This is a genomic window from Streptomyces rugosispiralis (genome assembly GCF_024505145.1).
Taxonomy (GTDB): domain Bacteria; phylum Actinomycetota; class Actinomycetes; order Streptomycetales; family Streptomycetaceae; genus Streptomyces; species Streptomyces rugosispiralis.
In genome coordinates this window covers 137,603-157,537 of the sequence record NZ_JANIAA010000009.1, presented here as the reverse complement: position 1 = coordinate 157,537, position 19,935 = coordinate 137,603, and the positions used below count along the sequence as shown (strand labels likewise).

Below are 19,935 nucleotides of genomic sequence, written 5' to 3'. Positions count from 1 at the left end.
CGCGGAACGTTACCGTATCGCGATCAGATGACCACTTCGACGGCTTCCCCCGGGGCCCTCCCCGAGACCCGCTCGGTCTCCAGCGCGCTCTGCAGGATCACCACGGCCGCCGCCTGGTCAACGACGGAACGCCCTTTCTTGGACGTCATCCCGGAGGCCCGCAGCCCCTGGGACGCTGTGACAGTGGTCATACGCTCGTCGACGAGGCGCACCGGCACCGGGTTGACCCGCCGCGCCAACTCGCGCGCGAAGGTGCGCACTTTGGCCGCGGCCGGCCCCTCGCGCCCGCTGAGCGAGCGCGGCAGGCCGACCACCACCTCGATCGGTTCATACTCCTCGACGATCGCCACCAGCCGCTTGTGGGCGGCCGGGATGTCGCGTCCCGGCACGGTCTCCACGGGGGTGGCGAGGATCCCGTCGGGGTCGCACGAGGCGACCCCGATCCGGGCGTCCCCGACGTCGATGGCGATCCGCCTGCCGCGTCGCACGGTGGTCAGGCCGATTCCGCGACAAGCCGCTCGACGGCCTCGACGGCCTCGCCGACGGCCTCCGGGTTCTGGCCGCCGCCCTGGGCGACGTCCGGCTTGCCGCCGCCTCCGCCGCCGAGCGTCTTGGCGGCGGTGCGAACCAGGTCACCGGCCTTGAGCCCGCGCTCACGGGCGGCCTCGTTGGTGGCGATGACGGTCAGCGGGCGGCCGTTCGCCACGGTGAAGAGGGCGACGACGGCCGGGCGGTCGGCCGCCCCCGACAGTTGATCCAGCCGGCCACGCACGTCCAGGACCAGCTTGCGCAGATCGTCGGCGGAGGTGCCGTCCGGCACCTTGGCGGCGACCAGGGCCACGCCCCGGACGTCCTTGGCGCCCTGAACGAGACCGGCGGCGGCCTGCAGCACCTTCTCGGCGCGGAACCGCTCGATCTCCTTCTCGGCCTCCTTGAGCTTGCTCAGCATGCCGGAGATCTTCTCCGGGAGCTCCTCGGGGCGGCCCTTGACCAGGTCGGTGAGCTGGGAGACGACCGTGTGCTCCCGGGCGAGGAAGTTGTAGGCGTCCACGCCCACCAGGGCCTCGACCCGGCGCACCCCGGAGCCGATGGAGGACTCGCCGAGCAGCTTCACCAGACCCAGCTGGGCGGTGTTGTGCACATGCGTGCCACCGCACAGCTCCTTGGAGAAGTCGCCGATGGTCACCACGCGCACCCGGTCGCCGTACTTCTCGCCGAACTCGGCGATGGCGCCCTGCTTCTTGGCGTCGTCCATGCTCATCACCTCGGCGGTGACGTCGAGCTCGCGCGAGAGCACCTCGTTGATCTTCTGCTCCACGTCCGTGAGGACCGCGCCGGGCACGGCGGTCGGCGAGCCGAAGTCGAAGCGGAAGCGGCCGGGCGAGTTCTCCGAACCGGCCTGGGCGGCGGTCGGGCCCAGGGCGTCGCGCAGCGCCTGGTGGGTGAGGTGGGTGGCGCTGTGGGCGCGGGCGATGGCGCGGCGGCGCTTGATGTCGATCCGGGCGTGGGCCCCGGCGCCGACGGTCACCTCGCCGACCTGGACGACGCCCTTGTGCACGCTGACGCCGGGCACCGGCTGCTGAACGTCGCGGACCTCCACCACGGCGCCGGTGTCCAGCTTGATCCGGCCGGTGTCGGCGAGCTGACCGCCGCCCTCGGCGTAGAAGGGGGTGCGGTCCAGGACGACCTCGACCTCGTCGCCCTCGGTGGCGGCGGGCGAGGACACCCCGTCGACCAGCAGGCCGACGACGGTGGACTCGCCCTCGGTGTGGAGGTAGCCGGTGAATTCGGTCAGACCGGAGCTGTCGGCCACCTCGCGGTAGGCGGACAGGTCGGCATGGCCGGTCTTCTTGGCCTTGGCGTCGGCCTTGGCGCGCTCCCGCTGCTCCTTCATCAGGCGGCGAAAGCCCTCCTCGTCCACCGAGAGGCCCTGCTCGGCGGCCATCTCGAGGGTGAGGTCGATCGGGAAGCCCCAGGTGTCGTGCAGCAGGAACGCCTTGTCGCCGGGGAGCACGCTGCCGCCGGAGGCCTTGGTGTCGGTGACGGCGGTGTCGAGGATGTTGGTGCCGGCCTTGAGCGTCTTGAGGAAGGCCGACTCCTCGGCGAGGGCGACGGTCTCGATGCGCTTACGGTCGGTCAGCAGCTCCGGGTACTGCTGGCCCATCGTCTTCAGGACGACGTCGACCAGCTCGCCGACGACCGGCTCGGTGGCGCCGAGGATGCGCATGTTGCGGATGGCGCGGCGCATGATGCGGCGCAGCACATAGCCGCGGCCCTCGTTGCCGGGGGTGACGCCGTCGCCGATGAGCATGACGGAGGTGCGCATGTGGTCGGCGACCACGCGCAGCGAGACGTCGCTGTCATGGGCGGCGCCGTAGGCGACCCCGGTCAGCTCGGTGGCCTTGTCCATGACGACGCGCAGGGTGTCGGTCTCGTACATGTTCCGCACGCCCTGCAGGATCATCGCCAGGCGCTCGAGGCCGAGACCGGTGTCGATGTTCTTGCTGGGGAGCTCGCCGAGGATCGGGAAGTTCTCCTTGCCCTCGCCCGGACCGCGCTCGTACTGCATGAAGACCAGGTTCCAGATCTCCACGTAGCGCTCGTCGTTGACGGCCGGGCCGCCCTCCTCGCCGAACTCCGGACCACGGTCGTAGTTGATCTCGGAGCAGGGACCGCAGGGGCCGGGGACGCCCATGGACCAGTAGTTCGGGCCCATGCCCAGGCGCTGGATCCGCTCGACGGGGACGCCGATCACCTCGCGCCAGATGCGCTCGGCCTCGTCGTCCTGCTCGTAGACGGTGATCCACAGCCGCTCGGGGTCGAGGCCGTAGCCGCCCTCCTCCTGGGAGCTGGTGAGCAGCTCCCAGGCGTACTTGATGGCGCCTTCCTTGAAGTAGTCGCCGAACGAGAAGTTCCCGCACATCTGGAAGAAGGTGCCGTGGCGGGTGGTCTTGCCGACCTCTTCGATGTCCGGGGTGCGCACGCACTTCTGCACGCTGACGGCGCGGTCGAAGGGCGGCTTGACCTCACCGAGGAAGTACGGCTTGAAGGGCACCATGCCCGCGGGGACCAGCAGCAGCGTCGGGTCGTCCGCGATGAGCGACGCCGACGGCACGACGGTGTGCCCGCGCTCCTCGAAGAAGCGCAGCCAGCGACGGCGGATTTCAGCCGACTCCATCAGTGGTCCTCATTTCCGGCTTTGTGGATCTTGTAGGAGGGGGTGTGGGTGAGCTGGGACCGGCCCCGCTGGGCCGGGAGCCGCTTGCGGTCGTCCGGCGGTGGCGCCGAGAGCCCGAGCGCGTCCTTGAGCGCGGCCTCACGATCGGCCATGCCGTCCCGTACGTCGAGGGCGAAGACCTTGATCCGCCGGCCCGCCAGCACCGCGCGGTCGGCGGCCTGCGCCGCCAGGCTCTCCGGGGTGAGCTGGTTGAGCTTGCGGTTGACCTTGGTGGTGGCCCACACCCCGGCGGCGACGCCGGTGGTGAACCAGAATGTGCGGCGGAACATCCGGTCTGTCAGCCCTTCGATCCACGGTTGCGGCGGCCGCCCCGGCGGGCGGACGGCAGGGTCTTGCCGATGACGACGGTGCGCGCGGGCGCGGACTCGTCCTCCGCCCGCCCCTTGCGGCCGATCGCCCGCCGGACGCCGTAGCCGAACGCGGCCACCTTGACCAGCGGTCCGCCGAATGCGGTGGAGACGGTCGAGGAGAGCGCGGAGGCGTTGGAGGTGACCTCCTGGACGTCGGAGGCGATCGAGTCCACCCGGGCGAGCTGGGTGTTGGCCTCGCGCACGGTCGCGGACGCCTCGCTCAGCAGCGGCACCGCCTGGTCGGTGACCTCCGCCACCAGCCGGGTGGCCGCCTTGAGCGTCTGGGCCAGCCTCACCAGCGCCAGCGCCAGGAAGGACACCAGGATCGCCCAGAAGACGGCCACGAGGATCCCGGCCACCTCTCCACCGGACACGTCGCACCGCTCCCTGTCGCCGCTCGTCGTCGTTGTCTCGTGTTGGTCGTGCTCGGCGCGCCGACGTGTCGTGATGACGCGTCGTTCGGCGTCGTCCGTCGCCCGCCGCTCTCGGGCGGTATCCGGGTGCGGGCGGCAGGTATCGACCTTATCGCGCCGCGGACGCGCACCCGAAACGGATAACGGCCGCCGGGCGGCCGGTCCGGACCCGCCGTCGTCCCGCCACCGGACAAGCCCGCGGGTTCCCCGTCGACCGGTGTCGAGGGGGAGCCCGCGGGCTTGACTGGGTACGGTCGGCTCCGCCGGATCAGCGGGCGTAGTACTCGACGACGAGCTGCTCGTCGCAGATCACCGGGATCTCCTTGCGGTTGGGGTCCCGGTCGAGGCGGAAGGCGAGCGCCTTCAGATTGACCTGGAGGTAGCGCGGGGTCTCGCCGTCGGGGGCGTAGCCGCCCTCGCGCGCCACCTGGAAGGGGACCTTCTCGCGGCTGCGCTCGCGGACCATCACCACGTCGTCCGGGCGGACCCGGAAGGACGGCTTGTCGACCTTACGGCCGTTGACCTCGATGTGGCCGTGGCTGACCATCTGACGGGCCTGGTAGATGGTGCGGGCGATACCGGACCGCAGGATGAGCGCGTCCAGACGGCGCTCGAGCTCCACGACCAGGGCCTCGCCCGTCTTGCCCTCGGCCTTCCGGGCGCGGTCGTAGGCACGGACCATCTGGCGCTCGCTGATGTCGTACTGGGCGCGCAGCCGCTGCTTCTCCAGCAGCCGGACCTTGTAGTCACTGTTCTGCTTGCGGCCACGGCCATGCTCGCCCGGCGGGTACGGGCGGGCCTCGAAGTACTTGACGGCCTTCGGGGTCAGCGCGATGCCGAGCGCCCGCGACTTCTTGACCTTGGGACGCGACTGGTTCACGGGGAACGGACCTCCATGTAAGTTAGGTGAGCCTTACCTTAGCCGAGGAGAACGCATGTTTCGACCTGGGATCCCCCTGCCCAGCACTGGTCAGAGCCCCGAGGAGGGTCAGCCGCGTCCCATGGAAAGCACCCTGCGGCCAACGCCGGCAGAGCGCGTACGTACTCTCGTTGAATCCAAGGCTACGGCTTCGTTGACGATTCCCGGAACCGAGGCCCTGGACGACCTGGGAGTGGACGGTCCCGTCGCCCGTACGGTCGCCCCGGACGGGGATGTGCTGCTGCTGATGCCCAGCGCCTCCCCCACCGCCCGCGCCGCCACGCACGCCCAGGACGACGAGCTGACCTGCGTGATGGAGATCACCGACGTCGCCCCCGTCGCGATGCCCCACCGGATCCGCGGCCGCGCCTGGGTGGCCGGCTGGCTCACCCCCGTCCCCTGCGGTGAGCGCACGCGCACCGCGGCGGCGCTGCTGGCCGAGCGGCATCCGATGGGCGAATCGCTCGGCCTCGACCAGGCGCCGCGGCCGCCGCGGCGCGGTGAGCCGGCCGCCGGGGTGGGACCCGCCGGGACGGCCGCCTGGACGCTGCTGCGGCTGGAGGTCGGCGAGGCGAGCGTGGACGACCTGTGGGGCGCGGACGGCGTCGAACCGGACGACTTCACCTCGGCCGACCCCGATCCGCTGGTCCGGCACGAGGCCGATCTGCTCCAGCATCTGCACGCCGCCCACGGCGAGCAGGTGCGCGGGCTGTGCGCGCTGCTCGGCGACCGCTCGGCCCTGGTCTGCACCCGGGGCCCGGCCACCCCGGTGGCGCTGGACCGCTTCGGTCTGCGGGTGCGCTTCACGGACGAGGCGGACCGGCCGTTCGACGCGCGCTTCGACTTTCCCGAGCCGGTGCGGACCGTGTCCGAGCTGCGGTACGCGATGCACGCCCTGTTCGACGCGGCGACGGGCTGAGGGCGTTCACGTAGCGGATGGGGTGACGGGGGCGGCCGCCGACGGGGGCGACCGCTACGACGAGGGCGTGGCCGGGCCGTCGGCGGACCGCTATGACGAGGTGGCGGCCGGGCCGTCGGCGGACCGCTATGACGAGGTGGCGGCCGGGCCGTCGGCGGACGGCGGCGGGTCGCCGCGCAGCCGCGCCCGCACCCGCTCCACCACATCCGCGTACCGCGCCTCGGCCCCGTACCGCGTGGGCTCGTAGTACCGCTTGCCGTGGACCTTGTCCGGTGCGTACTGCTGGGCCGCGATGCCGCCCGGCAGATCGTGCGGATACAGATAGCCCTGCGCGTGGCCGAGCTTCTTGGCGCCCTGGTAGTGGCCGTCGCGCAGATGCGGCGGCACCGGCCCGGCCAGGCCCGCCCGCACATCGGCCAGCGCCGCGCCGATCGCGGTGGTGGCGGCGTTGGACTTCGGCGCCAGCGCCAGGGCGATGGTGGCGTGGCTCAGGGTGAGCGCGGCCTCCGGGAAGCCGATCAGGGCGACCGCCTGCGCCGCGGCCACGGCGGTGGGCAGCGCGGTGGGATCGGCGAGGCCGATGTCCTCGCTCGCCGAGATCATCAGCCGGCGGGCGATGAACCGCGGGTCCTCCCCCGCCTCGATCATCCGGGCCAGATAGTGCAGCGCCGCGTCCACGTCCGAGCCGCGGATGGACTTGATGAGGGCGCTGGCCACGTCGTAGTGCTGGTCGCCCGCGCGATCGTACTTCACCGCGGCCCGGTCGACCGCCTCCTCCAGCGAGGTGAGCGTGACCTCGGACTCGCCCTTGTCCAGGGCCGCCCCGGCGCCCGCCTCCAGCGCGGTGAGCGCCCGCCGGGCGTCGCCGCCCGCTATCCGCAGCAGATGCGCCTCGGCGTCCTCGGGGAGGGTGACCGCCCCGCCGAGCCCGCGCTCGTCGGTGAGCGCCCGCCGCAGCAGCCCGCGCAGATCGTCGTCGGTCAGCGGCTCCAGGGTGAGCAGCAGCGAGCGGGAGAGCAGCGGGGAGATCACGGAGAAGTACGGATTCTCGGTGGTGGCCGCGATCAGCGTCACCCAGCGGTTCTCCACGGCGGGCAGCAGCGAGTCCTGCTGGGCCTTGCTGAAGCGGTGGATCTCGTCCAGGAAGAGCACGGTGTCCCGCCCGTACGCCCCGGAGGAGCGGCGTGCGCCGTCGATGACGGCCCGGACCTCCTTGACCCCCGCGGTGATGGCCGACAGCTCGACGAAGCGCTTCTGGGTGGCCTGGCTGACCACATACGCCAGCGTCGTCTTGCCGATACCCGGCGGGCCCCAGAGGATCACCGACGACGGCCCGGCCGGGCCCCCGCCGCCCTCGCCCACGAGCCGCCGCAGCGGGGATCCGGGGCGCAGCAGATGCTGCTGGCCCACGACCTCGTCGAGGGTGCGCGGACGCATCCGCACGGCCAGCGGGCTGCTGGCCGGATCCTTCTCCTGGCGGTCCTCTGCGGCGGCGGTGAACAGGTCTGGCTCCACCCGGGAAGCCTATGCCAACCCACCGACAACGCCGCCGCGCGCAGGGTGCGGGCTCAGCCCTGAGCGCCGGTCCAGAAATCCCACCAGCGGGTCAGGATCAGCATCCCGATGACGCCGATCCACATCACCGGGACCACCCAGTGGAACTCCATGAGCCCGCGCCGCAGCCCGTCCGGCGCGGGGAGGTATCCGTGCTTGAGGTTGTGGCCGGTGACGTAGCAGAACATCACGATGGTGGCGACCCAGGCCAGGCAGCACCACAGGCACAGCGAGCCGATGACGTACAGCGACTCGTACTGCAGCCAGGTCACGAAGCCGACGCCGAACAGCGTGCCCGCGTTGAAGGTCAGCCAGTACCAGCGCGGGAAGCGCGCCCCGGTCAGCAGCGACATGCCCACGCAGATCACAATGGAGTAGGCCACGAGCCCGAGCATCGGGTTCGGGAAGCCGAACGCCTGCGCCTGGTCGCTCTCCATGATGTTGCCGCAGGAGACGACGGGGTTGAGGCTGCAGCCGGGCGTGAAGACCTTACCGTCGGCCTTGTACTCGAGGATCTTGTTCTTGTCGATCGTGATGACCCAGGCGGCCAGCAAGCCCAGCGCTCCGGTGATCACGAGCAGGAGGGCGAAGGCACGACTGCCGCCCGTCCCGACCCGCGCGCCCTCCCGCGCCTCGTCGGACTCCACGTCGTCCACCACTGTCGTCGCCATACTCGCCGTCCGTCGCTCTCCGCCGTCTCCAGCCCCGTCGGGCACGCCCATTGTGCCGCACCCGCTGTCGCCGTAAGGCGCGCTTATCACGGTCATGCCATGGTGCCCTGTCCCCCGTTCGGAGGACATAAGACGGGCTTCCCGATCGTCCCCGGGACCGCCGCGGCACCGTCACGCTCATGGACATGGCAGACGAAGCGGTACGGGTGCGCGGCCTGCGCGAGCGCTATGGCGCGGTGACCGCGTTGGACGGCGTTGACCTGGGCGTTCGACAGGGAGAGGTGTTCGGCGTCCTGGGCCCCGACGGGGCGGGCAAGAGCACCGCGGTGGAGATCCTCCAGGGCCGTCGGAACCGGGACGCGGGCGAGGTCACGGTGCTGGGCCGGGACCCCGCCTCCGGAGGGCGCGAGCGGCGGTCCCGAATCGGCATCGTTTGGCAGGATGAATCCGCCCCGGCCGAGTTGACGGTGCGCGAGACCGTGCGCCATTTCGCCCGCTACTACCCCCGGCCGCGCGACCCCGAGGAGGTCATCGGCCTGGTCGGTCTCGAGGACAAGGCGGGCAGCCGGATCAAGGCGCTGTCGGGCGGCCGGCGGCGCCGGCTGGATATGGCCCTCGGCGTGATCGGCGGCCCGGAGCTGCTGCTCCTCGACGAGCCGACGACGGGCTTCGACCCGGCGGCGCGGCGGCGGTTCTGGGAACTGGTAAGGCGACTGGCCGACGAGGGCACCACGATCCTGCTCACCACGCACTACCTGGACGAGGCGGAGGCGCTGTCCGACCGGCTGACTGCCGCGGGCCTTCGGCAAGCTGGGCGTGGACGACCGCACCACGGTCGTCACCGGCGCGATGCGGCTGGGGCTGCTGCAGGGACGGCGAAGAGGCCCGGGGACGCGTTCCCCGGGCCCCCTTTCGAGCGTCAGTCAGGCGATACTCGTGCGTCGCTCAGGCGATGCTCATGCGTCGCGTCGCTCAGGCGAGGCGTGCGCGGACCGCCTCGACCACCTCGGTCAGCGGGACCGGGGACTGCTCGCCGGACTCCATGTCCTTCAGCTGGACCACGTTCTCGGCGAGGTCGCGTTCGCCCGCCACGAGCGCGTAGCGGGCGCCGCTGCGGTTGGCGGCCTTCATGGCGGCCTTGAGGCCCTTGCCGCCGTAGGCGAAGTCCGTGGCGACGCCCGCCGTACGGAGCTCGCCGACCAGGCCGAAGAGAACCTTGCGGGCCTCCTCCCCGAGCGGCACCGCGAAGACGCTGACGGCGGCGGGGAGGTTCAGCTCGACGCCCTCGGCCTCCAGCGCGAGCACCGTACGGTCCACACCGAGCGCCCAGCCCACCGAGGGCAGCGCCGGACCGCCGATCATCTCGGACAGACCGTCGTAGCGGCCGCCGCCGCCGACCGCGGACTGGGAGCCCAGGCCGTCGTGGACGAACTCGAAGGTGGTGCGGGTGTAGTAGTCCAGGCCGCGCACCAGCCGCGCGTCGTCCTCGAAGTCCACACCCCGAGCGGTGATCAGCTCACGGACCTCCGCGTGGTACGCCTTGCACTCCTCGCACAGGTAGTCGCGCAGCAGCGGGGCGTCGGCGAGCTGTGCGCGCACGGCCTCGCGCTTGTCGTCCAGCACCCGCAGCGGGTTGATCTCCACGCGCCGCCGGGTGTCCTCGTCCAGGTCCAGGGCGCGCAGGAAGTCCTGGAGGGCGGACCGGTAGACGGGACGGCAGGTGGCGTCGCCCAGCGAGTTCAGCAGGATGCGGAAGTTCCGCAGCCCGAGCGAGCGGTAGGCGTCGTGGGCCAGGACGATCAGCTCGGCGTCCAGGGCCGGGTCCTCGGCGCCGATCGCCTCCGCGCCGACCTGCGAGAAGTGGCGGTAGCGGCCCTTCTGCGGGCGCTCGTAGCGGTAGTACGAGCCCGAGTACCAGAGCTTGACCGGCAGCGATCCGGCCTTGTGGAGATTGGCCTCCAGGGCGGCCCGCAGCACCGACGCGGTGCCCTCGGGGCGCAGCGCGAGCTCGTCGCCGCCCTTGGTGGTGAGGGTGTACATCTCCTTGGTCACGATGTCGGTGGACTCGCCGACGCCGCGCGCGAAGAGCTCCACGTTCTCGAAACCGGGGGTCTCGACATAGCCGTAGCCGGAGCGCTTGAGCGGTGCGGCGATCGCCTCGCGCACCGCGAGGTAGGTCGCGGAGGCCGGCGGGATCAGGTCGTACGTGCCCCGGGGGGCTTTGAAGGTGCTCAACGGAAGTCTCTCGTCACATTCCTCGTCGCGGAGCCGGGCGCCGGGCGCCGTCTCCCAGGCCGGCGGCCACCTCCCGCAGAAACGGGTTGGTGGCGCGCTCACGGCCGATGCTGGTCTGGGGGCCATGGCCGGACAGCACCACGGTCGAGTCGTCGAGCGGCAGGACCACACGGGCCAGCGACTCGAGGATCTCGGCGTGATCGCCGCCGGGCAGATCGGTGCGTCCGATGGAGCCGGCGAAGAGCAGATCGCCCGCGAAGAAGACGGACGGGATGTCCGCCTGCTCGGGCATCTGGAAGGTCACCGACCCCTTGGTATGGCCCGGGGCGTGCGCGACGGTGAGCTCCAGACCGGCCAGCTTCAGCTCGGCGCCGTCGGCCAGCTCCTTGAGGTCGTCCGGCTCGCCCACGGTGAGTTCACCCATCAGCGGCATCCCGATGGAGCGCCCGAACGCCTTCTCGGGGTCGCTCATCATGTAGCGGTCGGCCGGGTGGATCCACGCCGGTACGTCATGCGCGCCGCAGACCGGGACGACCGAGGCGACATGGTCGATATGACCGTGGGTGAGGACGACGGCGACGGGCTTGAGCCGGTGCTTGGCGACCGCCTCCGCGACGCCTTGGGCCGCCTGGTGGCCCGGGTCGATGATCACGCACTCCTCACCGGCGGCGGGGGCGACCAGGTAGCAGTTGGTCCCCCAGGCCCCGGCGGGGAACCCGGCAATGAGCACGATCGTCCTTAGAAGTCGTCCGGTGGAAGATTGTCGGCGGCTTCAGAGCCTACCGGCGGCGCCCCGGCCACAGCGAACCCGTATACGGTACGGCCGAGCCCTCGTACACAACAGCAGCACACCGACGGCACACGCCATGAGGAGACGACCCGGTGGTCAGTAACGAGCAGCGGCGGAGGCAACTCGCCCGGGAGAAGTACCTTCGGCAGCAGCAGCGGCGCGAAACCGCCCGGCACAAGTCGCGCCAGCGCAATGTGGTGATCGCCGCCGTGCTGGCCGTGGTCCTGGCCGGTGGCGGTGCCGTCGCGGCCACCGGCGCGCTGTCCGGGAACGACAAGGACAAGAAGGACGACGCCGCCTCCTCCGCCACCCCTTCGGCCGCCCCCACCAGCAAGGCGCCGGACCCCTGCGCCAAGGAGGCCAAGGCGGTCGCGGACAAGAAGCCGAAGAAGATGTCGTGGAAGAAGGAGCCGGCGGTCACGATCGACAAGTCGGCCTCCTACACCATGAAGCTGGAGACGACCTGCGGGGACATCTCCGTGACCATGGACGCGGGCAAGGCGCCGCACACGGTCAACTCCTTCAGCTTCCTTGCGGGCAAGGGCTACTTCGACCACACCAAGTGCCACCGGCTGGTGAACCAGGGGATCTACGTCCTCCAGTGCGGTGACCCGCAGGGCACCGGCGCGGGCGGCCCCGGCTACACCATCCCGGACGAGAACCTCAAGGACGCCTCGATCAAGGGCGGCAAGTACCCGGCCGGGACCGTCGCCATGGCCAACCAGTACAACCCGCAGACCAAGCAGGGCCGGAACACCGGCGGCAGCCAGTTCTTCCTGGTCTACAAGAAGAGCGACCTCCCGCCGGACTACACGCCCTTCGGCACCGTGGACGAGGCCGGGATGAAGGTCCTGCAGAAGATCGCCAACGCCGGGGCGGCTCCCCCGGACCAGACGATGAACACCGCCCCGAACGCCAGCGTGGTGATCAACAAGGCGACGGTCGGCGAGTCCTGAGCCCGCCGGGCTCGCGTACTGCGAAATTTCGGTCGCGCAGGATACGGACAGCCGGGGCACCGGTCGCCTATGTTGGCGTTGTGTAGGGTGCCTGGCCCGATGGCCGCCACCCTGATATGAGACCGGCCAGGGCGTATCCCGGCCGGAAGAAACTGTGGACGATGCCCGCGGGTCGCGCGCCCGCCCCGGCATCATGTGGAGGAGGCGCTGTGAGCAGCGAGCCTTGGGGCCGCGTCGACGAGGCGGGGACCGTGTACGTGCGTACGGCCGACGGGGAGCAGGTCGTCGGATCGTGGCAGGCGGGATCGCCGGAAGAGGCCCTCGCCTACTTCGAGCGCAAGTACGAAGGTCTGGTCGTCGAGATCGGCCTCCTCGAGCGCCGGGTCAAGACCACCGATCTGTCCGCCAAGGACGCGACGACGGCCATCGAGCACATCCGCCAGCAGGTCGACGAGCATCACGTGGTCGGCGATCTGGACGCTCTGAGGAAGCGGCTCGACAAGCTCGCCGGGGAGATCGAGGTCCGCCGCGAACAGCGCAAGGCGGCCAAGGCGGTCCAGGCCGACGAGGCCCGCAGGGCCAAGGAGGACCTGGTCGCCGAGGCCGAGCAGCTGGCCGCCAGCGAGCAGTGGCGGGCGGCCGGGGAGCGGCTGCGCGCCCTGGTGGACACCTGGAAGGGCCTGCCCCGGCTGGACCGCAAGGCCGACGACGAACTGTGGCACCGCTTCTCGCACGCCCGCTCGGCGTTCTCCAAGCGGCGCAAGGCGCACTTCGCGGCCCTGGACGCACAGCGCGAGGACGCCCGGCAGACCAAGGAGAAGCTGGTCGCCGAGGCCGAGGCGCTCTCCGGCTCCACCGACTGGGGGCCGACCGCGGCCCGGTACCGGGAGCTGATGTCGGACTGGAAGGCCGCGGGCCGCGCCCAGCGCGAGTCCGAGGAGGACCTGTGGAACCGCTTCCGCGGCGCGCAGGACATCTTCTTCCAGGCCCGTAGCGAGGTCTTCGCGGAGCGTGACGCCGAGCAGCGGGAGAATCTCACCCGTAAGGAGGAGCTCGTCGTCGAGGCCGAGAAGCTGCTGCCGATCTCGGACCTCAAGGCGTCCCGTGCGGCCTTCCGGTCGATCAACGAGCGGTGGGAGGCCATCGGCCATGTGCCGAGGGACGCCCGCGCCCGTATCGAGGGCCGGATGCACGCGGTGGAGCGCGCCATCCAGGACGCCGAGGACACGGAGTGGCGGCGGACCAACCCCGAGGCGCGGGCCCGCGCCGCGGGGCTCACCGGCCAGTTGCAGGATGCCGTGGACAAGCTGCGGTCCCAGATCGACGCGGCCCGCGCGGCGGGGAACAACGCGAAGGCCGACAAGCTCTCCAAGGAGCTCGAGGGCCGGCAGGCGCTGCTGGACCAGGCGCTGAAGGGCCTCCAGGAGTTCGGCGGCTGAGCGTGCGCCGATCCGCGTACGGCGGCGGCCCCGGGCGCGAAGGCGCCGGGGGCCGCCGCCGTCGTGTGCTCAGCGGGCGCGGGCCGAGGTGACCCGGTAGACGTCGTAGACGCCCTCGACGCCGCGTACGGCCTTCAGGACGTGGCCCAGGTGCTTGGGGTCGCCCATCTCGAAGGTGAAGCGCGAGGTGGCCACCCGGTCACGGGAGGTCTGCACGGCCGCGGAGAGGATGTTGACGTGCTGGTCGGACAGCACGCGGGTGACGTCCGACAGCAGCCGGGACCGGTCCAGCGCCTCGACCTGGATGGCCACCAGGAAGACCGACGACTGGGTGGGCGCCCATTCGACGTCGAGGATGCGCTCGGGCTGCTGGGAGAGCGAGTCCACGTTGACGCAGTCGGCGCGGTGCACCGAGACGCCGCTGCCGCGGGTGACGAAGCCGATGATGGGGTCGCCGGGCACCGGCGTACAGCAGCGGGCCAGCTTGACCCACACGTCCTCGACGCCCTTGACCACCACGCCCGGATCGGCGCTGGAGCGGCGCTTGGTGCGGCGGATGGGCGGCGCGGTCTCGGCGATGTCCTCGTTGGCGGCCTCCTCGCCGCCGAGCGCCTGGACGAGCTTGCCGACCACGTTCTGCGCGGAGACATGGCCCTCGCCGATCGCCGCGTAGAGCGCGGAGATATCGGGGTAGCGCATCTCATGGGCGAGGGTGACCAGCGAGTCGCCGGTCAGGATCCGCTGGATCGGCAGGTTCTGCTTGCGCATCGCCCGGACGATCGCGTCCTTGCCCTGTTCGATGGCCTCGTCGCGGCGCTCCTTGGAGAACCAGGCACGGATCTTGTTACGGGCGCGCGGCGACTTGACGAAGCCCAGCCAGTCGCGGGACGGCCCGGCGCCCGCCGCCTTGGAGGTGAAGACCTCCACCAGGTCGCCGTTGTCCAGGGTGGACTCCAGCGGCACCAGCCGCCCGTTGACCCGGGCGCCGATCGTACGGTGGCCGACCTCGGTGTGCACGGCGTAGGCGAAGTCGACCGGGGTGGCCCCGGCCGGAAGCGCTATGACGTCGCCCTTGGGCGTGAAGACGAAGACCTCGTTGCGGGACAGGTCGAAGCGCAGGGACTCCAGGAACTCGCCCGGGTCCTCGGTCTCCTTCTGCCAGTCCAGGAGCTGCCGCAGCCACGCCATGTCGTTGATGGCGTCGTCCTTGCCCGCCTTACGGGGCACATCGGTGCGCACCTTGGATGCGCCGGCAACCGCCTCCTGCTTGTACTTCCAGTGCGCGGCGATGCCGTACTCGGCGCGGCGGTGCATGTCGAAGGTGCGGATCTGCAGCTCGACCGGCTTGCCGCTGGGCCCGATGACCGTCGTGTGCAGCGACTGGTACATGTTGAACTTGGGCATCGCGATGTAGTCCTTGAACCGCCCGGGCACCGGGTTCCACCGCGCGTGGATGGTCCCGAGCGCGGCGTAGCAGTCGCGGACGGTGTCGACGAGGACGCGGATGCCCACCAGGTCGTAGATCTCGGCGAAGTCGCGGCCGCGCACGATCATCTTCTGGTAGACGGAGTAGTAGTGCTTCGGCCGGCCGGTGACGGTCGCCTTGATCCGCGCCGCCCGCAGATCGCCCTGGACCTGGTCGGTGACGACGGCCAGGTACTCGTCGCGCTTGGGGGCCCGCTCGGCGACCAGCCGCACGATCTCGTCGTACATCTTGGGGTAGAGGATCGCGAAGGCGAGGTCCTCCAGCTCCCATTTGATGGTGTTCATGCCCAGGCGGTGGGCGAGCGGGGCGTAGATCTCGAGGGTCTCGCGGGCCTTCTTCTCCTGCTTCTCCCGCTTGAGGTAGCGCATGGTGCGCATGTTGTGCAGCCGGTCGGCCAGCTTGATCACCAGCACCCGGGGGTCCCGGGCCATGGCGACGACCATCTTGCGCACGGTCTCGGCCTGGGCCGCCTCGCCGAACTTGACCTTGTCCAGCTTGGTGACGCCGTCGACGAGCAGGGCGACCTGATCGCCGAAGTCACGGCGCAGGGTGTCCAGGCCGTACTCGGTGTCCTCGACGGTGTCGTGCAGCAGCCCCGCCATCAACGTGGCCGGATCCATACCCAGCTCGGCCAGGATCGTGGTCACCGCGAGGGGGTGGGTGATGTACGGATCGCCGCTCTTGCGCTTCTGGCCGCGGTGCCAGCGCTCGGCCACCTGGTACGCGCGCTCGATCTGGCGCAGCGTCGCGGCCTCCGCCTTGGGGTCGTTGCCGCGCACGATGCGCAGCAGCGGCTCCAGCACCGGGTTGTAAGGGCTGGAGCGCTGGACGCCGAGGCGCGCCAGCCGGGCCCGGACGCGGTTGGACGAGCCCGAGCGGGGCGCGGGGCTCTGCACGGGGCGCGCGGGGGGCGTGGTGGCGGGCAGGCTGTTGCCGCGGCCCGCGGCGGGCTTCGGGCTGGTCTGCTCGGGGCCGCGCCGGACCGCGCCGTCACCGCTGTTCCTGGGCACGCCGCGGGCCGCCGTCGGCTCGGCGGCGGTGGGCGCGTCCGGCTGTGCGGAGGGGGTTCCGCCCGGACGGACTTCGGGCGAGAGCGGCTGGGCCTCGTCTGGCAAGAGCACTCCTAGCGGTCCGGCCCCGAAAAGGTCGGGCTGCCATGGTATCGATCCCGCCACTCCGCTTGCCTCCCGACCGCCGAGCCGGGCTTGACGGGGGCATGGGGCGGCATGGCGGAGGGCGGGGACCCGCGATGCGCGTCCCCGCCCTCCGGCGGTCCTCCCGGCCCGGTGTACGGGCCCGTAAACCCGGCTCAGACCGTGATCAGGGCCTCCAGCGGGGCGCTGTCGAGCGAGCCCAGCAGCCGGTCGCGGCCGTCGAGGAAGCCGAGCTCGAGCAGCACGGCGACCCCGGCGATCTGGGCGCCCGCCCGCCGGATGAGCCGCAGGGACGCCTCGGCGGTGCCGCCGGTGGCCAGCACGTCGTCGATCACCAGCACCCGGTCGCCGGGCTCCAGCGCGTCGGCGTGTATCTCGATCTCGGCCGTGCCGTACTCCAGCTCGTACGCCTGGGCGAGGGTCGCCCCGGGGAGCTTGCCGGCCTTGCGGACCGGCACGAAGCCGATTCCGGCGCGGACGGCGGCCGGGGCGGCGAGGATGAAGCCGCGCGCCTCCAGGCCCACCACCTTGTCCGCCCGGTGCCGGAGGCACAGCTCGGCGAGCGCGTCGGTGAGCGCGGCGAAGGCCGCGGCGTCGGCGAGCAGCGGGGTGATGTCCTTGAACATCACGCCCGGCTTGGGGTAGTCCGGCACGTCCTGGATGCGGCTGAGCAGCAGGGTGCGCAGCTCCTCGGCGGAGGCTCCGCCGAATCCGTCCGGGCTGCCCGGCGTGGTCTCCGTGGTCTCCGTCATCGCTCGGGCTCCCCCGCTCATCGCCGCTTGCCCGAAGGCCGGCCGCGCCCCCGGTTGCGGGAGGCGGGCTGGCGGCGCTGGCCGACGACTCCGGCGGGGGCCGCGGCGGCGTCCTCCAGGGCCGGGGCGTCGTCCTCCTCGGCGGACGGGTCGGCCGCCTCGGCCTTGGCGGCCGCGGCGCGCTTGGCCTTCACCCGCTTGGCCAGGGCCTTCATCCTCGAGTCGCGCTCCTTCAGATCGGCGACCAGCGGGGTCGCGATGAAGATCGAGGAGTACGCACCGGCGGCGAGGCCGACGAAGAGCGCCAGGGAGATGTCGTTGAGCATGCCCGCGCCGAGCAGACCGCCGCCGATGAACAGCAGCGCGCCGACCGGCAGCAGCGCCACGACCGTGGTGTTGATGGACCGCACCAGGGTCGAGTTGAGGCTGCGGTTGGCGATCTCGCTGTAGGTGAAGCGGGTCTGCTTGGTGATGTCCTTCGACGCTTCCTTGAGACCGTCGAAGACCACGACGGTGTCGTAGAGCGAATAACCGAGGATCGTCAGCAGACCGATCACGGTGCCCGGGGTGACCTCGAAGCCGACCAGCGCGTAGACGCCGACGGTGATGGTGAGGTCGTGGATCAGGGCGATCAGGGCGGCCAGCGCCATCCGCCACTCGAAGGCGATGGCGAGATAGATCACCACCAGCACCATGAAGATCGCCAGACCCTGCCAGGCTTTGCTGGCGATCTGCTCGCCCCAGCTCGGGCCGACCAGCTGGGTGTCGATCTTGTTGGTCTTGACGCCCAGCTCCTTGGCGAGCTTCTCCTGGACCGGCAGCGCCTGCTTGGTGCCCAGCTCGCTGATCTGGATCCGCAGCCCGCCGCGGCCGAGCTCCTGGACGACGACGGTGTGGCCGCCGGCGGCGTCCTCGGCTGCCTGACGCACATCGGTGCTCGAGACCTTGGTGTTCGGGGTCGTGAAGACCGCGCCGCCGGAGAACTCGATGCCCATGTTCAGGCCGCGCACCGCCAGGCCCACGATGGCCGTGATGGTGATCAGTATCGAGATGCCGTACCAGATCTTCCGCTTGCCGACGAAGTCGTAACCGACCTCGCCTCGGTAGAGCCTGGCGCCGAGATTGCCGAGTCGCGACATCTCACGCCTCCTTCGTGTCAGCGGGGCCGGGGGCGGCGGAACGGCGGCGGCGCAGCGGCGGTGTGGCCCCGAGGCGCTTGGGGTCGAGGCCGGACCACGAGTGGCCGTTCCCGAAGAACGGGCGGCGGGCGAGGATCGTCATCAGCGGCTTGGTGAAGAGGAACACCACGGCGACGTCGAGCAGCGTGGTCAGACCCAGGGTGAAGGCGAAGCCCTGCACCTTGCCGACGGTGACGACGTAGAGCACCGCGGCGGCCAGGAAGGACACGAAGTCGGACACCAGGATGGTGCGCCGGGCCCGCGGCCAGCCGCGCTCGACGGCGGGGCGCAGCGAGCGGCCCTCCCGGATCTCGTCGCGGATCCGTTCGAAGTAGACGATGAACGAGTCGGCGGTGATACCGATGGCCACGATCGCGCCGCAGACCGCGGGCAGGTTCAGCGCGAAGCCGATACCAGGACCGAGCAGCACCATGATCGTGTACGTCAGGATCGCGGAGACGCCGAGGCTGGCCATGGCGACCAGGGCGAGACCGCGGTAGTAGACGACCAGGTAGATCACGACGAGCGCGAGGCCGATGGCACCGGCGATCAGACCGGCGTCCAGCTGCTCACCGCCGAGCGCGGCGGAGACGGTGGTCTCGTCGGCGATGTCGAAGGACAGCGGGAGCGCACCGAAGGACAGCACGTTGGCCAGGTCCTCGGAGCTCTGCTGGGTGAAGCCGCCGGAGATGGTGGCCCGGCCGCCGGTGATGGCGCCCTGGGTGACCTCGGGGTCGGAGACGACCTCGCCGTCCAGGACGATCGCGAAGCGGTTCTGCGGGGACTGCTGCTTGGTCAGCTCGCCGGTGGTCTTGGCGAACTTCTTGGAGCCCTTGCTGTTGAAGTCGAGCTGGACGATCCAGCCCGCCCCGTTCTGGCTCTCGAAGACCGCCGAGGCGTCGTCCACGTCGGTGCCCTCGACCTCGGAGGGACCGAGGACGAACTTGGCGTCGCCCTTCTGGCTGCAGGCCAGCACCGAGTCGGTCGGCTTGGCGTTGGCCGCCTTCTCGGCCGCCGCGGCGCGTCCGGCCGGCTTGGTGCAGTCCAGCTTCGCGAACTCCTTGGCCAGCTCTTCCTGGCCGCTGGAGCCCGAGGGGCTCTTGGACGGGTCGGGCTTCGGGGTGTTCGACGGCGAGGGGCTCCCGCTGGGCTTCTCGTCGGCCTTCAGGCCCTTGGAGAGGGCCCGCCCCTGGGTGCTGGGGCTGGCGGAGGAGGACGAGGAGGCCGATGACGAGGCCGACGGCGTACCGGACGGCTTGCCACCCTTGTCGTCACCCTTGTCCTGGCCCTTGCCGGTGGCGCTGCCCGACGGGCTGGGGGTGGAGTTGGGCTTCTCGGGGGTCTTCTGGCCGCTGGTGGTCGTGACCACCGGCCGGAAGTAGAGCTGGGCGGTGGTGCCGACCTGCTGCCGGGCCTGTTTCGCGTTCGTCCCCTTGGGGATGTTCACGATGATGTGCTTCTCGCCCTGCGTCTGGACCTCGGCCTCGGACACACCCAGACCGTTGACCCGCCGCTCGATGATCCCCACGGCGGTGTTCATGTTGTCCGTGTTGATCGCGTTGGGCTTGCCCGGCTGGTTCTTGGCCTCCAGCGTGAAGCTGGTGCCGCCCGCGAGATCGATCCCCAGTCGCGGCGTGGTGTGACCGGAGACGAACATGCCTCCGGTCAGCGCCGCGATGGCGATCAGGATGACGGCCAAGGGTCGCCCTGGCCTGCCCTGTGACCCGGAGGACCTGCGGCCCTTCTTCGGTGCTGCCACCTTCTCGTATCTCCCTGTCCAACCGCCCCGCATGGGGTGTGCGCGGGGCGGCCACGAAGTCTTGTGGGGACGGGCCCCCGCCGGAGCCTAGACCGTCCAGGGAACCGCGGCGCACCGATCGA

At 71.1% G+C, this 19,935-nt stretch carries 16 protein-coding genes and 1 pseudogene; 4 read left to right on the top strand and 13 right to left on the bottom strand.

Annotation, left to right across the window (positions count from 1 at the left end; all coding sequences use genetic code 11):
- Nucleotides 1–23 precede the first annotated feature (23 nt).
- The 5 genes from ruvX to rpsD form a co-directional block, all read right to left on the bottom strand.
- Entirely contained in the window at nt 24–488 is a 465-nt protein-coding gene (ruvX, locus tag NP777_RS17300) for a Holliday junction resolvase RuvX (protein WP_164425030.1), read from the bottom strand.
- A 5-nt stretch (nt 489–493) separates the two neighbouring features.
- A complete protein-coding gene (gene alaS / locus NP777_RS17295; protein ID WP_256651042.1) occupies nt 494–3,178 on the bottom strand; it encodes an alanine--tRNA ligase in 2,685 nt (894 codons plus the stop codon).
- Nucleotides 3,178–3,507 (bottom strand): DUF6167 family protein, encoded by a 330-nt coding sequence (locus NP777_RS17290; protein WP_256651041.1) that lies wholly within the window; start codon nt 3,505–3,507, stop codon nt 3,178–3,180. Before NP777_RS17290 ends, alaS begins: the two co-directional genes overlap by 1 nt.
- Nucleotides 3,508–3,515: 8 nt before the next feature.
- Nucleotides 3,516–3,962 (bottom strand): DUF948 domain-containing protein, encoded by a 447-nt coding sequence (locus NP777_RS17285; protein ID WP_256651040.1) that lies wholly within the window; start codon nt 3,960–3,962, stop codon nt 3,516–3,518.
- A 307-nt stretch (nt 3,963–4,269) separates the two neighbouring features.
- Nucleotides 4,270–4,881, bottom strand: a complete 612-nt coding sequence (gene rpsD / locus NP777_RS17280) for a 30S ribosomal protein S4 (protein ID WP_256651039.1) — start codon at nt 4,879–4,881, stop codon at nt 4,270–4,272.
- A gap of 55 nt (nt 4,882–4,936) precedes the next feature.
- On the opposite strand from rpsD, the gene NP777_RS17275 reads away from it, so the two are divergent.
- The gene (locus tag NP777_RS17275; RefSeq protein WP_391858530.1) at nt 4,937–5,839 is read left to right on the top strand and encodes a DUF2470 domain-containing protein; all 903 of its coding nucleotides are present in this window, start codon (nt 4,937–4,939) and stop codon (nt 5,837–5,839) included.
- A 126-nt stretch (nt 5,840–5,965) separates the two neighbouring features.
- On the opposite strand, the gene NP777_RS17270 is transcribed toward NP777_RS17275, so the two are convergent.
- Together NP777_RS17270 and NP777_RS17265 are read right to left on the bottom strand one after the other, a co-directional pair.
- Nucleotides 5,966–7,354 carry a replication-associated recombination protein A gene (locus tag NP777_RS17270; protein ID WP_256651037.1) on the bottom strand — a complete coding sequence of 463 codons (1,389 nt, stop codon included), beginning with the start codon at nt 7,352–7,354 and terminating at the stop codon, nt 5,966–5,968.
- Nucleotides 7,355–7,407: 53 nt separating this feature from the next.
- Nucleotides 7,408–8,064 (bottom strand): vitamin K epoxide reductase family protein, encoded by a 657-nt coding sequence (locus NP777_RS17265; RefSeq protein WP_256651036.1) that lies wholly within the window; start codon nt 8,062–8,064, stop codon nt 7,408–7,410.
- Nucleotides 8,065–8,249: 185 nt separating this feature from the next.
- On the opposite strand from NP777_RS17265, the pseudogene NP777_RS17260 reads away from it, so the two are divergent.
- Nucleotides 8,250–8,909: pseudogene (locus tag NP777_RS17260) on the top strand (ABC transporter ATP-binding protein); the annotation flags it as partial.
- Nucleotides 8,910–9,036: 127 nt separating this feature from the next.
- Here NP777_RS17260 and hisS read toward each other — a convergent pair.
- Nucleotides 9,037–10,299: a histidine--tRNA ligase gene (hisS, locus tag NP777_RS17255; protein WP_256651035.1), complete on the bottom strand. Its 1,263-nt coding sequence runs from the start codon at nt 10,297–10,299 to the stop codon at nt 9,037–9,039.
- A 13-nt stretch (nt 10,300–10,312) separates the two neighbouring features.
- The gene (locus tag NP777_RS17250) at nt 10,313–11,029 is read right to left on the bottom strand and encodes an MBL fold metallo-hydrolase (protein ID WP_256651034.1); all 717 of its coding nucleotides are present in this window, start codon (nt 11,027–11,029) and stop codon (nt 10,313–10,315) included.
- 152 nt (nt 11,030–11,181) lie between these two features.
- On the opposite strand from NP777_RS17250, the gene NP777_RS17245 reads away from it, so the two are divergent.
- Nucleotides 11,182–12,045 carry a peptidylprolyl isomerase gene (locus NP777_RS17245; RefSeq protein WP_256651033.1) on the top strand — a complete coding sequence of 288 codons (864 nt, stop codon included), beginning with the start codon at nt 11,182–11,184 and terminating at the stop codon, nt 12,043–12,045.
- A gap of 209 nt (nt 12,046–12,254) precedes the next feature.
- A complete protein-coding gene (locus NP777_RS17240; protein ID WP_256651032.1) occupies nt 12,255–13,484 on the top strand; it encodes a DUF349 domain-containing protein in 1,230 nt (409 codons plus the stop codon).
- Between the two features lie 69 nt (nt 13,485–13,553).
- On the opposite strand, the gene NP777_RS17235 is transcribed toward NP777_RS17240, so the two are convergent.
- From NP777_RS17235 to secD, 4 genes are all read right to left on the bottom strand, one after another.
- Nucleotides 13,554–16,085: a RelA/SpoT family protein gene (locus tag NP777_RS17235; protein WP_256651031.1), complete on the bottom strand. Its 2,532-nt coding sequence runs from the start codon at nt 16,083–16,085 to the stop codon at nt 13,554–13,556.
- 194 nt (nt 16,086–16,279) lie between these two features.
- Nucleotides 16,280–16,876, bottom strand: a complete 597-nt coding sequence (locus tag NP777_RS17230; RefSeq protein WP_256651030.1) for an adenine phosphoribosyltransferase — start codon at nt 16,874–16,876, stop codon at nt 16,280–16,282.
- Between the two features lie 17 nt (nt 16,877–16,893).
- Nucleotides 16,894–18,015 carry a protein translocase subunit SecF gene (gene secF / locus NP777_RS17225; RefSeq protein WP_256651029.1) on the bottom strand — a complete coding sequence of 374 codons (1,122 nt, stop codon included), beginning with the start codon at nt 18,013–18,015 and terminating at the stop codon, nt 16,894–16,896.
- 1 nt (nt 18,016) lies between these two features.
- Nucleotides 18,017–19,813 carry a protein translocase subunit SecD gene (secD, locus tag NP777_RS17220; RefSeq protein ID WP_256651028.1) on the bottom strand — a complete coding sequence of 599 codons (1,797 nt, stop codon included), beginning with the start codon at nt 19,811–19,813 and terminating at the stop codon, nt 18,017–18,019.
- Nucleotides 19,814–19,935: the final 122 nt, after the last annotated feature.

Excerpts from the sequence above, each read along its gene's own strand:
- alaS (WP_256651042.1), bottom strand. The coding sequence starts at position 3,178 with ATGGAGTCGGCTGAAATCCGCCGTCGCTGGCTGCGCTTCTTCGAGGAG.
- NP777_RS17290 (WP_256651041.1), bottom strand. The coding sequence starts at position 3,507 with ATGTTCCGCCGCACATTCTGGTTCACCACCGGCGTCGCCGCCGGGGTG.
- NP777_RS17275 (WP_391858530.1), top strand. The coding sequence starts at position 4,937 with ATGTTTCGACCTGGGATCCCCCTGCCCAGCACTGGTCAGAGCCCCGAG.
- NP777_RS17265 (WP_256651036.1), bottom strand. The coding sequence starts at position 8,064 with ATGGCGACGACAGTGGTGGACGACGTGGAGTCCGACGAGGCGCGGGAG.
- NP777_RS17230 (WP_256651030.1), bottom strand. The coding sequence starts at position 16,876 with ATGACGGAGACCACGGAGACCACGCCGGGCAGCCCGGACGGATTCGGC.
- secF (WP_256651029.1), bottom strand. The coding sequence starts at position 18,015 with ATGTCGCGACTCGGCAATCTCGGCGCCAGGCTCTACCGAGGCGAGGTC.